Origin of the sequence: Pseudomonas sp. FSL R10-2189 (assembly GCF_009600325.1) — a bacterium.
GTDB lineage: Bacteria > Pseudomonadota > Gammaproteobacteria > Pseudomonadales > Pseudomonadaceae > Aquipseudomonas > Aquipseudomonas helleri.
The window spans coordinates 54,475-68,931 of the sequence record NZ_WIVZ01000025.1; the positions used below are offsets into that span (position 1 = coordinate 54,475).

Here is a 14,457-nt window from a genome sequence, read left to right on the forward strand (position 1 = left end):
CTTGCCCGGCCGTATTAAATGGCTCAGGCCTTGACGGCTGCCTGCAAGGCGATTTCAACCAAAATGTTGTCGGCAGCCATATTGGCCTCGACGGTGGCGCGTGCCGGCAATGCATCCTGCGGAATCCACTCACGCCAGACCGCGTTCATGGCGGCAAAATCCTGCACGGCATGCTTGAGCCAGATCTGTGCGAACAGAATGTGTGACTTGTCCGACCCGGCTTCGGCGAGCAAGGCGTCGATCCGCGCCAGAACCTGCGCGGTCTGCCCGGCGACGTCTTGAGTGCGGTCGGCCGGGACCTGGCCGGTGATGTAGACAATACCGTTGTGTACCAGCGCATGGCTGAGCAGGCCCGGATTGGGTTGCAGGCGAGTAATGGTCATGGGTGCTAACTCCTGTTGAGGTTTAAAGGATCAGGTCAGGCGATTTTCAGGACCGTGCGCCCGACCAGTTGGCCCCGGCGCATGCGTTCAAAGATGTCGTTGATGTCTTCCAGGCGTTCAAGGCTGATCTGCGCCTTGACCTGGCCACGGGCGGCAAACGCCACCGCCTCGTTAAGGTCCTGGCGGGTGCCGATATTGGAGCCGGTGATCGACAGCTCCCAGCCGCTGATGCTGGAAATGGAAGCGCGAACCGTGTCGGCATCGCCGCCTGGCAAGCCGATAAACACCGCTGTACCACCGGGGCGCAGCATCTTGATCGACTGCTCAAAAGCGGCATTGGCCGTGGCGGTCACCAACACCGCATGCACGCCACCGGGGATTTGTTGCTTGAGTGTTGCCACCGGGTTGTCGAGGGCATTGATCAGGCACTCGGCACCATAACTGCCGGCCAGTTCGAGCTTGTCGGGCGACACATCAATGGCCGCTACGCGCAAGCCCATGGCGATGGCGTACTGCACGGCGACGTGGCCCAGGCCACCGATGCCCATGACGGCCACCCATTGCCCCGGTCGGGCCCGCGAGCGCATCAGGCCGCGATAAGTGGTGACACCCGCGCACAGAATCGGCGCCAGGGCGTAAAGGTCGGCACCGGAGGGGATGCTGGCGACGAATGCCGCCGGGGCAATCATGTATTCGGCATAACCGCCCTGCTTGCTGTAGCCCGTGGATTCACGCTGCTCACAGATGGTTTCCATGCCGCCCAGGCAAAACTCGCAGGTGCCGCAGGCGCTGTACATCCAGGGCATGCCGACCGCTGTGCCGATGGCGGGCTCAGTCACGCCTGCGCCGTGGGCGGCGACATGGCCGGTGATTTCATGGCCCGGGATCAGCGGCAAGGTGGGCAAATCCGACCAGTCACCGTCCATGGCATGCAGGTCGCTGTGGCAGACGCCACAGGCAACGATGCGAATCAGGATTTCACCGGCCCCCGGGGTCGGGATTGTCACCTGTTCGATCCGCAGTGGCTCACCCACGGCGTGCAGTACGGCAGCCTTCATGGTTTGACTCATCGCTGTCTCCTTGTAGTTGGGCCCTAAAGCCGGGCAAAGCGGCACCTATACCGCGGGCCAGGCCCGCAGCAGTGCGTATCAGGTAAAAGGATTGCCCTGGGGGGTTAGCCCGCCGGGCGCAAACTGCGTGTCGCGCTGGCGATGGACCGGGCGGTGTTGATCACTTTGGGTGCCAGTTGTTTACGGGCGTCGTCCAGGTTCCAGCGACTGAACGGCACCGAAATGTTCACGGCCCCCAGCGGGTAACCATCGGCATTGACCACCGCCGCGGCCACGCTGATATCCCCGGCGTAATACTCTTCGAGGGCGTAGGCGTACCCGTCGTGACGGGCCTCGGCGACGATGGCGCGCAGTTGATCAAGGTCGGTGACGGTGTTGGGGGTGTAGCCCTTGCGTTCGGAGGCGACCAGGATCGCGTCAGCCTCGTGCTCCGGCAGCGCTGCCAGATAAGCCCGGCCTGCCGAGGTGCAGTACATGGGCAGGTGGCGACCTAGCGGGATGTGAATGGCAATTTGTCTGTGGCTGGGAAAACGCGCCACGTAGAGCATGTCCAGGCCGCAGGGTTCCAGCAGGTTGCAGCTCTCTTCGACATCCCGGTTGAGCTCATGCAGGTACGGGTTGGCGCGTTCGATCAGCTCACTGGTTTGCAGGTAGCCGGTGCCCAGGTCAAGGGATTTGGGGGCCAGGCGAAAGCGCTTGGTGACCGGGTCCTTGTACAGGTAGCCCAGCGCCTCAAGGGTGAACGCCGAACGCTGCACGGCGCTTTTGTTCAGCCCTGTCGCTTCTGCCAGTTCAATCAGGCTCATGCTGGGGCGCCCGGCGCGAAAGGCGGTCAGCAAAGACAGACCCTTGGACAAGGCGGTAATGAAGAGTGGCGAGTCTTCCAGAGAACTCATGGTTGTTTCCTTGTGTGCCGCGAGGCATGTCGATCACGGTGCGTAAATTCGAGAGCCGGCGTGGGGCTCAAGCACGGTTGGTTATTCAAAATGACTCAATACAATACCGGGCTCTACCACGGATTGGTTACGTTCAAAACGGTCGACGGCGAACGGGCGCATACGCTCATCCACCACGCCCTTGACGATGGCCTTGGCCAGAAATTCACCGGCGGCCGGCGCCCCGGCGTGACCGTAGCACCAGCCAGCGCTGATAAACAAACCCGGCAAGGCATTGTGTGCGCCCAGCAGCGGGCCAAAATCTTTGGATATATGCACCAGCCCGGCCCATTGCCGCAAGATACGGGCATGCCCCAGTTGAGGAAACATCTCCAGATACGCTTTGGCAGTCGCGGCCATCACCGGCACGTCGGCATTCAAGGTGTTTTGCGGGCGTTCGGCAACTTCTGCGCCACCCACCACCTCGCCGCGTGCGGTCTGGTGCATGTAACAAAGTCGGTCCAACAACGCCACGGCGGGGCCTATCAAGGGCCGCATCGGCTCCAGCGCAATGGCTTCCAGACGCATCGGGTAGCCGTCCAGCGGTACGCCGGCCAATTGCGCCAACCGGTTGCTTTCGGCACCGCCAGCCAGCACCAGGGTGTCGGTGGCAATCCGCTGTTCACCCACACGAATGCCGGTCACCCGACCGGCGCTGCGGTCGATGGCGCTGACCTCGGTGCGGTAACGAATGCTCACGCCACGTGCTTCGCATGCTTGGCGATAGGCAAACATGGCGGCATGGTGCGGCGCGACTCCACTGTCGGGCAGGTGCAATGCCGCGCTGACCCGCTGGTGTGCCAGCGCCGGTAGCACCTCACGCAATTGCGCAGCGTTCAACAGGCTGGAATTGATGCCACAGGCTTTGTGCACCTCCAGCGTACGGTCAAGCATGGCTGCGGTGCTGCTGCGCTCGCCGATCATGCTGTAGCCGCGGCGCGAGTACATGACGTTCTCGCCCAGGCGCCTGGACAGGCCCTGCCACAAGTGGCACGAATGGGCGAAGAAGCGCGTCCATTCCGGTGAGCTGAACGCCCCGCGAATCAACGTCCCGTTGCGACCCGAGGCGCCGCCCTGCCAATAACCGGCGTCAAGCACGAGAATGTCGCGCACGCCCAATTCAGCCAGATTAAAAGCCAGCGACAGGCCCTGGATCCCCGCACCAACGATGATGATCGACGCCTGTGCAGGCAAAGGTTGTGTAGGGGTCATTGCAGAGGCTCCACAACATCGGCCAGACCGGCCGCTTGCGCGACACTCAGGGCCCGCCGTGGCGGGCGCAGGGTCGGCCTTGGCAAGGTGTGCAACGGGATCCCGCTGCGGGCGCTGACCAGCGCGCGCAGCAAGTCCCAGCAAGGTTGGCCCTGACACGGGCCCATGCCGCATGAGGTCAGGCGTTTGATCACTTCAAGATCGGTGATGCCCTGTTCAATCAAGGCCTCGACCTCGTGGCAGGACACATCAAAACACGGGCACAGCAACGCCTTGTAGCGCGTACGTGCAGCCACCGGCAGCGGTTGATCAGGTTCGACCGCCGAGCCAACCGTGCGCAGGCGGGTTTGGAGCTGCTCACGCAATTGCAGCAGCCCTTCGGCGCGGCTCTGGAACGTCAGGCTGGCATCAACCAGCCACGGCCCGGCGTGAACCAGCGCGTCGCAGGCGACCGGTTTATCGAACAGTGCCGCCGACACCGCGTTGCGCCCCAGAACACGGCGCAATTCGCTTACGGCTCTAACCGCCACCACGTTGACCCCCAGCTCACGTAAACGATTGGCATGGGCGGTTTGATCGCCATTACCGACCACCACTACCCGCGCACCGGGCGCCACTGCCTGTTCGTGGGCCATGATCAACGCGGTGCGCGCGTCCATGACGCCGGGCAGCCACATATTCGGGATAACCGGCGGGCAAGCACGCCGCCCGGTGGCCAGTACCACATCATCAGCGTCGAAGGCCAAGGCGCCTTGCGCCGGGTCGTGGGGCGCACCGAGTAACAATTGCCCTTCCCGGTAAGCCCCAAACACCTCAACCCCAGTCACCTGTTGCACCCGCTCATCCAACTGCGGCTTGGGCTGGCCAGCGCTTTGCGCATAACGGCCTAGTTGATGGCCACGGGTCACCAACACCACGCTGCGCCCGGCCCGTGCCGCTTCATTGGCGGCGGCACAACCCGCAGGCCCGCCACCAATGACCAAGACGTCGCTGCTCACATACTGGCCTTGCGGCACAGCCACTTCAGCCGTTCGCTCGGCCGGTTTGGCGACTCCTGCGAGGAACGCCAAGAGGGCTTCCCAGCGCTGAAACAGCGGCGAGCCGCTGGGCACCAGATTGGTGTGCTCAAATCCGCCCTGCAGCCAACGATCCGGAATCAGCCGCGACAGGCGCAGCACATCGAACGCCGGGCTCGGCCAGCAATTTTGCATTTCAACCTGCACCCCGGCAGTCACCGCCAGCAGATCCAGCCGCACATTGGGCACCCCGTCGACCCTGGCCAGCACCCCGGCCACGTAGCTGCCCGAGTAACCCAGCGGCCGATGGGATTTACGCGTCCAGGCAAGTGTCTGAACACCGTTGGCCAGCAGCGCAGCCGCCAGGCTTTCGCCCTTGCGCCCTTGCAGAGAACGACCGTTCCAGAAGAACTCGACACACTCGCTGCTGGCATGCCGCAGGCGCAGGTTGACCTCACTCATTCAACAGACCTCCCGGCCTTGCGTTTGGCCATGATGCTGATGCACAGCATGATGATCGACAGGAATGTCATCAAGGTCGCCACCACCGCGATCAAGGGGTCGATCTCGGAACGCAGCGAACTGAACATCCGCTTGGTCAGGGTCGACGTGTCGCCGCCACTGATAAACAGCGAGATCACCGCTTCGTCCAGGGAAATGGCGAAGGCGAACATCGCAGCCGCAATCACGGAAAAACGGATCTGCGGCAACGTCACGTCAAAGAACGCCCGTAGACGACTGGCGCCAAGAATGCAGGCAGCCTGCTCCTGGGTCATGTCATAGCTGCGCAACCCGGCGCTGACGTTGATCACCACGTAAGGCAGCGCCAGCAGCGTATGCCCCAGTACCAGGCCGGGAATGGTGTTGTTCAAGTCAAGCCGGGCGTAGACAAAGAACAGGCCAATGGCGATGAAAATGGTCGGCACAATCATCGGCGCCATCAACAAGCCGCGCAGCACCCCCGAGACTTTCGACTGGGTCACGTGCAGCGAATACGCCGCCGCGGTGCCCAAGGTGGTCGCCAGCACCATCACCAGTGATGCCGTAATCAGCGAGACCTGGGTTGCGCTGCGCCATTCCAGCGAGGCGAAATACTTGAAAAACGGCTCAATGCTGAACGACTTGGGCGGAAAGCTCAGGTAGCGCGCATCCGAAAACGACATCGGGATCACGATCAAGGTGGGCAGCACCAGGAAAATCATGGTCGCCAACACCAGTACATAGAGCCAGGAGCCGCGCACCGCTGCCATCAGGTTTTGTTTTAGTCGGACCATGATTTCACTCGCTGCGCCGGCCGAGGCCCGCGCTCTTTTTGACAATGAACAAGATCAGCAATGTGGCCAACAGCAGCACCACACCCAGGGACGACGCTGCACCCCAATTGGCGTACATGGAGACGTCACTTTCGATCCGCATCGAGATCATCTGCACCTTGCCGCCGCCCAACAACGCCGGTGTGACGTAGAACCCCAAGGTGATCACAAACACCAAGGTGGCACCGGCGGCCAGCCCCGGCCCCGACAGCGGCAGAAACACATCACGGAAGGCCCGCGACGGTGACGCGCCAAACGCGGCGGCGGCCTGGCTGTAGATCGGGTCGATGCTCTTCATGGCGGCATACAGCGGCAAAATCATGAACGGCAACATGATGTGGACCATGCCAATCACCGTGCCGGTCAGGTTGTACACCAGCGGCAGCGGCGCATCGGTAATGCCCAGGCTCATCAATAAGTCATTGGCGATGCCGCGCCGCTGCAAAATGATCAGCCAGGCGTAAGTGCGCACCAGCAACGACGTCCACAGCGACACCAGCAACAGCGCCATGGCCACATTGGCCAGCCAGCGCGGCCCCTTGATCATGAAGTACGCGTAGGGGTAACCGATCAGCACGCAGGCGATGGTCACAATGATCCCGGTCTTGAAGGTCTGCACAAACGTCAGCACATAGATCGGTTCCAGCAGCCGGGTGTAGTTCTCTATGGATAATTGCCCGTCGGCATTGAACAGTGACAGCCAGAACAGCCAGCCAATCGGCAGCACGAACGTCAGCAGCACCAGAAGCAAAGCCGGCAGCCCCGAGCCGAACAAATACCAGCGCTCACGTCTTTGCGCCTTGCGCAGGTCGCGCGCGTTGAGCGCATCGAGAAGGTCGCTGCTCATTGATCATCTCCAACCAGCAGCGTGTCCTGTACGTGCAGGCCCAGCACCACGGCATCGCCGCGGGCAGGCAGGCGATTGCCTTCGGAACTGTTGGTGGGCCGACGAATTGCCACCGACATGCCCTCCCCCAGATCAATCTGCACCAACTGGCTTTCACCCTGGAAAATCACGTCGGCTACATGTCCGCGCAACAGGTTGTAATCGCTGGCCTCGGCCGGGACGAACTGCAGTTTTTCCGGGCGCACCACCAGGCTCGGGTTCTTTAAACCGCCGGCAACGTTGGCGCCGCGCAAGGCCCGGCCCTGAAACAGTGCCTGGCCGCCCTGCAAGGTAATCGGCAAACACGACGACTCCCCGACAAACTCCGCAATAAAGCGGTTGGCCGGGCGCTCATAGAGATTGATCGGGGTGTCGATCTGGCGAATCCGCCCTTTGCTCATGACCGCGATCCGGTCAGACATGGTCAGCGCTTCACGCTGGTCATGGGTGACGTACACCACGGTCATGCCCAGGCGCTCGTGCAGACGGCGCAGCTCCAGTTGCATGGTTTCGCGCAGACGTTTGTCCAGAGCCGACAGCGGCTCGTCCATCAGCAGGATTTTAGGCTCGAAGACTATCGCCCGGGCCAGCGCGATGCGTTGGCGCTGGCCGCCCGACATTTCGGTAATGCCACGCTCGATCAGGTGATCCAGCTCCACAGTGGCCAACGCCTGCTCGACCCGCTGACGGATGTCGGCACGTTTATAACCGCGCAACTTCAGCGGGTAGGCGACGTTTTGGAAGACGTTCATATGCGGGAACAACGCGTAACTCTGGAACATCATGCCCACATCACGCTTGTGCGGTGGCTCGAAGATCATTTCGCGCCCGCCAAAACGGATACTGCCTGCATCCGGGCGAACGAACCCGGCCAAGGCCATCAGCAGCGTGGTCTTGCCGGAGCCGGAGGAGCCCAGCAACGACAGGAACTCACCGCTTTTGATCGATAGCGAAACATCATCCAGCGCGGCAAAACTGTCATAGGTCTTGGTCAGCTTTTCGATATCGATCGACATCGAAAGTTTGTGTTCTTCGGACATATTCACACTCGGCACATACGGACGTCAGGCGCCCTTGTTTCGTAGACGGGACGCCAGCGGCGTCCCACCCCACTGCTTAGTTGGCGAGGAACAGGGCGAACCGCTGGCGAACCGCCTCCTGGTTCTTGACCCACCACTCGGGCGACACGGTGACCACTTTGTCGATGTTCTGAGGCGAGGTCGGCAACCGCGCGGCCAGTTCGTCAGTAATGATCGGCAAGTCATACGCCTTGCTGTTCACCGGGGAGTACGGAATCAGTGTGGCCAGCGTGGCCTGGCTTTCGGGCTGCATGATGTGAGCGATGAGTTTCATGGCCTGCGCCTTGTTCGCCGCGCCTTTGGGGATGATCAGGCAGTCATGACTCAACAGCGCGCCATCGAAGCTGTAGTTGACCTTGTCACCGCTGGCCTTGACCTCGTTGACCCGGCCATTCCAGATCGCCAGAAAATCGACTTCACGGCTGCGCAACAACTGCGCCGAATCCGCGCCCGCGCTCCACCAGTTGACCACCTGCGGCTTGATCCGGTTGAGCACCTTGATCGCCCGTTCCACGTCCAGCGGGTACAAGTCTTTAGGCGCAACCCCGTCGCCCAATAAGGCCGCTTCCATGGTCAGCCACGGCTGGCGGTACAGGGCGCGGGCCCCCTTGAACTGCGGGTCGAAGAACTGTTGCCAGTTTTTCGCCACCGGCGCGCCGGTGTCTTCGGCCCAGGCCACCACGGTGGCGTAGGCATGGCTGGCAATCCAGTGGCTGCTGACCACGGATTTATCGACATGGGTGGCATCAATAACGCTGTAATCCAGCGGCTCGGCCAGCCCCTCCAGCTGAGCCTGGGCGCACTCGGTGCTGCCCAGTTCCACCACATCCCATTTCGGCTTGCCTGACATCACCTGGGCACGCACTGCCGCGAGGCCGTCCATGTTGTCTTCACGGATAGTCACGCCCAGGGCCTTGGCGGCGGGTTCGAGGTAGGCTTTGCGCTCGGCGTCCTGCAAGGCCCCGCCCCAACCGGCAAAGGTCAGGGTGTCAGCCAGGGCGGCAAAGCTGGCGCCCCAGCCCAAAGAAGCGATGACCGCCCCGCATAACAGGCTTTTCTTGAAACTGATCATGATCACGGCCTTCTCAATTCTGGATGAACAGGTCGTAGCGACGTTGAACCTCAGCTTGGTGGGCTTGCCACCAGACCGGATCGAAGAACACCACTTTGTCGATATTGGCCGGAGCCGTCGGCAACGTGGCCGCCATGTCCGCAGGAATGATGCCGGTGTCGTAGGCCTTGACGTTGATCGGCGGGTTCGGGATCACGGTCACCAGAGTTGCCTGGCTTTCAGGTTTCATGATTTCGGCGATCAGTTTCATCGCCAGGGCTTTGTTCGGTGCACCTTTTGGCACCACGACGCAGTCGTAATCCAGCAACGCATGGTCATAGGTGTAGTCCACGTTTTCGCCGGACTTTTTCAACTCATCAACCCGCGACGCCCAAATGGACAGCGCGTCCACTTCTCGGCTGCGCAACAGTTGTGCAGAGTCGGTGCCGCTGCGCCACCAATTGACCACTTGCGGCTTGATGCGCTCCAGCACCTTGAACGCCCGGTCGATGTCCAGCGGGTAGAGTTGCTTGGGTGAAACGCCATCGGCGATCAACGCCAGTTCCAGCGTGGTGTAAGGCTGGCGGTACAAGGAGCGCGAGGCCTTGATTGACGGGTCAAAGAACTCTTGCCAGTTCTTCGGGGTCGGGCCTGTGGCATCTTTTGCCCAGGCCAGTACGGTGGAATAGGCGTTACTGGCGATCCAGTTTTTGCCGTAGAAGTTCGAGGCCACGCCATCGGTGCTGATCACTGAATAGTCCAGTGGCTCGGTCAGCCCCTGCTCTTGGGCCAGCACGCAATCATTGGACGCCAGTTCGACAACATCCCACTTGGGCTTGCCCGACATCACTTGGGCGCGCACCGCCGCAAGGCCGTCCATGTTGTCTTCTTTGATGGTGATGCCCAGTGCTTTTTCCGCGGGCTTCAGATACGCCGTACGCTCGGCATCCTGTAGCGCTCCTCCCCAACCCGCAAAAGTGACGGTATCGGCTGCCTGTGCGTGCACGCTTGCACCGAAGGTAATGGCCAGCGCAAGACTGGCCATGGGTGTGTTGATTAATCGCATTTTCAACTCCTGAGTTTGTTGTAATTAGACAGTTGAATAAAACGCCGGCCGTGTTGGCCCGAATCACTCTTTTTATAATGAGCGCAGGCAATGTCACACCTGCACGGGTTGCTTCTTTTTCGCTTGAATCGTGGTCGTTATGAAGCGTCTTTGAATCGATACCAGGCATAGGCCATACGCTGGCCCATGCGCAAAAACGGCTGGAACGGGAAACGCTTGGGGCACTGATGAAGAAAGTCCACCTCGGTAGGATGCGGATCGCCGGTGACCATCTGTGCAAGACGCTTGCCCACCTGCAGTGAAAATGAAACACCGCTGCCGGCATAGCCGCCCCCGGCGAACACGTTGTCCAAATCAGGCACTTTGCAGACAAATGGCAGCGAGCTTTCACTGACGGCGACCCAGCCGCCCCAGTTGTAATCGACCTGGATACCTTCAAGCATCGGGAACTTGCGGGACAAAGCGTCCTGCAGGTTTTGCCGGTGCTTCGGGCTTTCGGCTTCGCGCCCGGTAATGGCGCTGCGCCCGCCAAACAAAATGCGGTCGTCGGGCAAACGACGGTAGTAAGACAACAGATGGCGGGTATCGAACATGCACTCGCTGCCGGGCAGTGTCTGGCGCTTTTCTTCAGCGCTGAGGGGGCGCGTCACGATAATTTGCGAGTGAACCGGTAACACACGCCCCGCCGTTGCACGATTAAGCGCCGTGGAGGTGTAGCCATTGGTGGCGACCACCACCTTGCGCGCCGTCACCACGCCGCCCGGTGTTACCAACCGGTGGCTGCCATTGGCGCTGGTCCAGTCGACTACCGGCGAACCCACGTGCACGGTGGCCCCCGCCTCACGGGCCAGGCGATGAACGCCCCAGGCCAGTTTCAACGGGTGCATGGAAAAGCCATCAGGCATGTACAGCGCGCCAAATGACTCAGTACCGCGATGCACCGCTTGCACCTGGTCGCCGCTGACCAGTTGCGCGCCATAACCCAGTACATCGTGATACAGCCCCACTTCGCGCTTGAGCGACTCAACATGCTTGGCATTGCTGGCGACCTTGTACACGCCGTCCGGCTGCGCGTCGCAATCAATCTGGCCTTCACGGATCAGCCCACGCACGGTGTTCAGCCCGGCAGTCATCTCGGCAAAATACTGTTTCGCGGTGTTCTCGCCGTAGCGACTGATCAACTGCGCCAGCGGCACTCGCCCGCCGGAGATACGGGCAAAGCTGCCATTACGCCCACTGCAACCCCAGGCCACCTGATTGGCTTCCAGGACCACGGCGCGAATGCCGTGCTCGCGGGCCAGGTGCAACGCACAACTCAGGCCTGTGTAACCGGCGCCAATGATCGCAACGTCGACCTCAATGTCCCCTTTGAGCGGGCCGTCATCTGGCGGCGCTGTACCTGCCGTATCCACCCAATAAGAAGACGAATGAGGCACTCCGACACCTGGATGAGCATTGACCAGTGGATCGTACAATTTAATCTCCGTATCGCTGTGCGATATCTATAAATCATTTAAGTGCAATGCTCAATCAAATAAATACAACTGTCAATTGCATTAACTGATTTTAAAATCATTAAATAATCGTGAAGACAGCGAAGCTGTAGCGCTAAAAATCGCTATCTATCTGAAAGATATGTTTATTTTCGAATTTACAGACACGTACCCCCGCCGATGAGCGGGGCGTTACGCAGAGGGAGGAATGGCAGGAAAACACCAACTGTTAAAAAGGTGGCGGGTTACCCCGCCACCGCGTATCAGAACTCGTAGCTCAAGCGGGTGTAGTAAAACGTGCCTTCGGGTGCCGCCGGTGACAGGTAGCTGTACTTCTGGCTTGGGGTTTGACGCAGGTGGCTGTCAAAGTCATCCGGTTTGCTGTTGAACAGGTTGTTGGCGCCAACCGACACGCGCAGTTGCTTGGTGAAGGCGTAGTTGACGTCCAGGTCTGTGGTCCATTGAGCGCCGAAGGTTTGATCGTATTGCGAGTCGCTGGCCTGTGCGGCGAACTTGCGGTATTCGCCATAACGGGTTTCGTTCAAGGCCACGGTCCACGGGCCGTAGCGGTGAATCGCGCCCAACACGAACTTGTCTTTGGGGTAGCCATACTCCAGGTAACCACGGCTTTCACGGGTCACGGTTTCAAAGCCGTTGGCGTTTTCGTGGACCTTCTCAATGGTGGTTTTAGCACGGGTGTAACCCGCGCTCAGTGCCAGCGAACCGTACTGTTGCAGATCAAAGTTGTACTTGCCGACGATGTCGACGCCACGGGTACGGGTATCGACCGCGTTGGTCATGAACTGCGCCCAGGTGTACTGGCCGTAGCCTGCCTCCGTCAGAATGCGTTCGGCGTCTGGCCCGGAAATACCGCCGCTGAACAGCAGTCGATCACGGATGGAGATCTGGTACGCATCGATGGTCACAGAGGCTTGGTCAACAGGACGCAGCACCAGCCCCAGCGAGTAGTTGGTCGACTTCTCAGGCTTGAGCTGTTCTGCGCCGAGAGCACGGGCAGCCGGGTTATCGGACGGCAAGATGCGTGTCAGCACCGGGTTGCCATTGGCATCGACGTTGGTGGTGGTGGTCCACGAGGTGCCGATCTGGCCCAGTGTCGGTGCGCGATAAGCGTTGTTGACGGTGGCACGTAACCCGACCTTGGGTGTGAAGTCATACCGCGCCGACAGTTTGCCCGTGGTGGCCGAACCGAAGTCCGAGTAATGCTCGGTCCGCGCCGCCAGGCCCAGTTGTAGCTTCTCTGTGAGCTGGTTTTCCAGGCCGAAATACACCCCGGCAACATCCCGCGAGTAGGTACCGGCATCGTCCGGAGTCAAACCGGAAGCCTGTACGCCACCCACTTGCACACCGTCGATTCCGCCAAACGAATAAGAGTCGGAATCACCCGACTCCAGGCGATAACGCTCGTTGCGGTAGGCGATCCCGGCCGAGATGTTCAGCGGGTTGGTCAGCCAGTTCACGGGCAAGTCTTTGACGTAGTCCAGACCCACGTTGGTTTGTTCGTTGATCAGCGTCGCAATCTGGAATTTGGTCGGGCTGGCGATGCCAAAACTGGGGTTGAGGGTGTTGTAGGCCAGTTCGTCATGTTCGTCGCGACCATAGGTGGCGCTCAGATCAAAGCGGCCCAGGGTATCGTCTTCATATCGGGTGCCGACCGTCAGTGCACCATCTTCATAGCGGTAGCGGTATTTCGGAATGGTCCCGTTCGGGTAGATCTCAGTGACGTTGTTCGGGTTATTGGCCAGCAGCTTTGGCGTGTTGTTGACCGATTTGTCCTGACCGAACGTGGCGAAGCTGTAGAGGCGCCATTGATCGTTGAGGCCGATTTCGGCATTCGCCGCCAGGTTGTATTTGTCACGCCCGGCACCGCCCCAGCGCGGGTCTTGCACTTGTCCATCGGCGAAAAACTTGTCGCCGATATCGTCCGGTTTATTGTTCAGCGCGTTAAAGCTGACGGTCAGAAAACCGTCCCCCGGCAGTCCCAGGCCATACCAGCCATCAGCGGTTTTGCTGAAGCCGTCACCCTGAGAAAACTTGCCCAATTGAGTGTTGATTTGCCCGCCGCTGTCGCGCTCTTTGAGCACGATGTTGATCACCCCGGCAATCGCATCCGAACCGTATTGTGCAGAGGCACCGTCACGCAGCACCTCGACGTGGTCGATGGCGCTGATCGGGATCATGTCCAGGTCGACAGACTGCGCACCAATAAATGGCACACCGCCCGACAAGTTCACCACTGCCGACGCATGTCGACGCTTGCCGTTGATCAACACCAGTGTTTCGTCCGGGGACAGCCCGCGCAAAGAAGCGCCTTTAGGGTCCTGGCCACGGGTTGCGCTCTGGTTTTGCGGAAAGTTGAACGAGGGCAGCAACTGGAACAGTACCTGGTTGAGGGTCACGGCGCCGGTCTGCACCAACTCTTCGCTGTTGATCACGTCCACGGGGGCGCTGCTGCTCAAGGCCGTGGCGTTGGCGCGCCGAGTGCCGATGGCGACCACCCGGTCCAAGGCTGTGGTGGGCGCAGCGTCCTGGGCCTGGGTCCCGGCTTTGTTAGCGCTGGCCGCGCCCTCTTTGATGATAAACGCCCCGTCCGGGCTGACTTGCAGCTGCAAACCGGTGCCGCGCAGGGCCTCGCCAACGGCCTGCTCCGCCGACAACGAACCATTGATCGCCGCCGACGAATAACGGCTCAGTTGCGGGGTAAACGAAATGACTTGTCCACTCTGACGGCTGATGTTCAGCAGCACTTCATCCAGCGGGCCGGAGGCAATGTGGTAGACCTGGCGGGCTTCTTCGGCCGCATAGGCGCAGGTCAGGAACAGGCTCGCCAGAGGCCCTATGGCAAAAGCCCGTAGCTGGCGACGTGAAAAGGTGTTGGACGCGCTCAAGGTGACTCTCCCTAAATCTCTGAACAACGCTGCTCCCCGCAGCGCTT

12 protein-coding genes are annotated in these 14,457 nt (G+C 60.6%); all 12 read right to left on the reverse strand.

Annotation, left to right across the window (positions count from 1 at the left end; translation table 11 throughout):
- Positions 1-23: 23 nt before the first annotated feature.
- Positions 24-383 carry a RidA family protein gene (locus tag GHO32_RS17800; protein ID WP_048371995.1) on the reverse strand — a complete coding sequence of 120 codons (360 nt, stop codon included), beginning with the start codon at positions 381-383 and terminating at the stop codon, positions 24-26.
- Positions 384-418: 35 nt separating this feature from the next.
- Positions 419-1,453 carry a zinc-dependent alcohol dehydrogenase gene (locus GHO32_RS17805; protein WP_153337963.1) on the reverse strand — a complete coding sequence of 345 codons (1,035 nt, stop codon included), beginning with the start codon at positions 1,451-1,453 and terminating at the stop codon, positions 419-421.
- A gap of 104 nt (positions 1,454-1,557) precedes the next feature.
- The gene (locus GHO32_RS17810; RefSeq protein WP_153332725.1) at positions 1,558-2,349 is read right to left on the reverse strand and encodes an IclR family transcriptional regulator; all 792 of its coding nucleotides are present in this window, start codon (positions 2,347-2,349) and stop codon (positions 1,558-1,560) included.
- Positions 2,350-2,430: 81 nt separating this feature from the next.
- Positions 2,431-3,600 (reverse strand): FAD-binding oxidoreductase, encoded by a 1,170-nt coding sequence (locus GHO32_RS17815; protein WP_153332727.1) that lies wholly within the window; start codon positions 3,598-3,600, stop codon positions 2,431-2,433.
- Positions 3,597-5,078, reverse strand: coding sequence for an FAD-dependent oxidoreductase (locus GHO32_RS17820; RefSeq protein ID WP_153332729.1), 1,482 nt, complete (start codon positions 5,076-5,078; stop codon positions 3,597-3,599). Before GHO32_RS17820 ends, GHO32_RS17815 begins: the two co-directional genes overlap by 4 nt.
- Positions 5,075-5,890 carry an ABC transporter permease gene (locus GHO32_RS17825; protein ID WP_153332731.1) on the reverse strand — a complete coding sequence of 272 codons (816 nt, stop codon included), beginning with the start codon at positions 5,888-5,890 and terminating at the stop codon, positions 5,075-5,077. Before GHO32_RS17825 ends, GHO32_RS17820 begins: the two co-directional genes overlap by 4 nt.
- A gap of 4 nt (positions 5,891-5,894) precedes the next feature.
- On the reverse strand, positions 5,895-6,776 hold the full coding sequence (locus GHO32_RS17830; protein ID WP_153332733.1) for an ABC transporter permease: 882 nt from the start codon (positions 6,774-6,776) through the stop codon (positions 5,895-5,897).
- Positions 6,773-7,855 (reverse strand): ABC transporter ATP-binding protein, encoded by a 1,083-nt coding sequence (locus tag GHO32_RS17835; RefSeq protein WP_178113905.1) that lies wholly within the window; start codon positions 7,853-7,855, stop codon positions 6,773-6,775. Before GHO32_RS17835 ends, GHO32_RS17830 begins: the two co-directional genes overlap by 4 nt.
- A gap of 76 nt (positions 7,856-7,931) precedes the next feature.
- Positions 7,932-8,966, reverse strand: a complete 1,035-nt coding sequence (locus GHO32_RS17840; RefSeq protein ID WP_153332735.1) for an ABC transporter substrate-binding protein — start codon at positions 8,964-8,966, stop codon at positions 7,932-7,934.
- A 13-nt stretch (positions 8,967-8,979) separates the two neighbouring features.
- On the reverse strand, positions 8,980-10,011 hold the full coding sequence (locus tag GHO32_RS17845; protein ID WP_123749281.1) for an ABC transporter substrate-binding protein: 1,032 nt from the start codon (positions 10,009-10,011) through the stop codon (positions 8,980-8,982).
- A 137-nt stretch (positions 10,012-10,148) separates the two neighbouring features.
- Positions 10,149-11,447, reverse strand: coding sequence for an NAD(P)/FAD-dependent oxidoreductase (locus GHO32_RS17850; protein ID WP_368668334.1), 1,299 nt, complete (start codon positions 11,445-11,447; stop codon positions 10,149-10,151).
- Between the two features lie 320 nt (positions 11,448-11,767).
- Positions 11,768-14,410, reverse strand: coding sequence for a TonB-dependent receptor (locus GHO32_RS17855; protein WP_153332739.1), 2,643 nt, complete (start codon positions 14,408-14,410; stop codon positions 11,768-11,770).
- Between the last annotated feature and the right edge of the window lie 47 nt (positions 14,411-14,457).

What these genes read in the sequence shown, in the direction of transcription:
- GHO32_RS17835 (WP_178113905.1), bottom strand. Translation starts at nt 7,855, where the DNA reads ATGTCCGAAGAACACAAACTTTCGATGTCGATCGATATCGAAAAGCTG.
- GHO32_RS17830 (WP_153332733.1), bottom strand. Translation starts at nt 6,776, where the DNA reads ATGAGCAGCGACCTTCTCGATGCGCTCAACGCGCGCGACCTGCGCAAG.
- GHO32_RS17805 (WP_153337963.1), bottom strand. Translation starts at nt 1,453, where the DNA reads ATGAGTCAAACCATGAAGGCTGCCGTACTGCACGCCGTGGGTGAGCCA.
- GHO32_RS17815 (WP_153332727.1), bottom strand. Translation starts at nt 3,600, where the DNA reads ATGACCCCTACACAACCTTTGCCTGCACAGGCGTCGATCATCATCGTT.
- GHO32_RS17800 (WP_048371995.1), bottom strand. Translation starts at nt 383, where the DNA reads ATGACCATTACTCGCCTGCAACCCAATCCGGGCCTGCTCAGCCATGCG.
- GHO32_RS17810 (WP_153332725.1), bottom strand. Translation starts at nt 2,349, where the DNA reads ATGAGTTCTCTGGAAGACTCGCCACTCTTCATTACCGCCTTGTCCAAG.
- GHO32_RS17825 (WP_153332731.1), bottom strand. Translation starts at nt 5,890, where the DNA reads ATGGTCCGACTAAAACAAAACCTGATGGCAGCGGTGCGCGGCTCCTGG.
- GHO32_RS17820 (WP_153332729.1), bottom strand. Translation starts at nt 5,078, where the DNA reads ATGAGTGAGGTCAACCTGCGCCTGCGGCATGCCAGCAGCGAGTGTGTC.
- GHO32_RS17845 (WP_123749281.1), bottom strand. Translation starts at nt 10,011, where the DNA reads ATGCGATTAATCAACACACCCATGGCCAGTCTTGCGCTGGCCATTACC.
- GHO32_RS17840 (WP_153332735.1), bottom strand. Translation starts at nt 8,966, where the DNA reads ATGATCAGTTTCAAGAAAAGCCTGTTATGCGGGGCGGTCATCGCTTCT.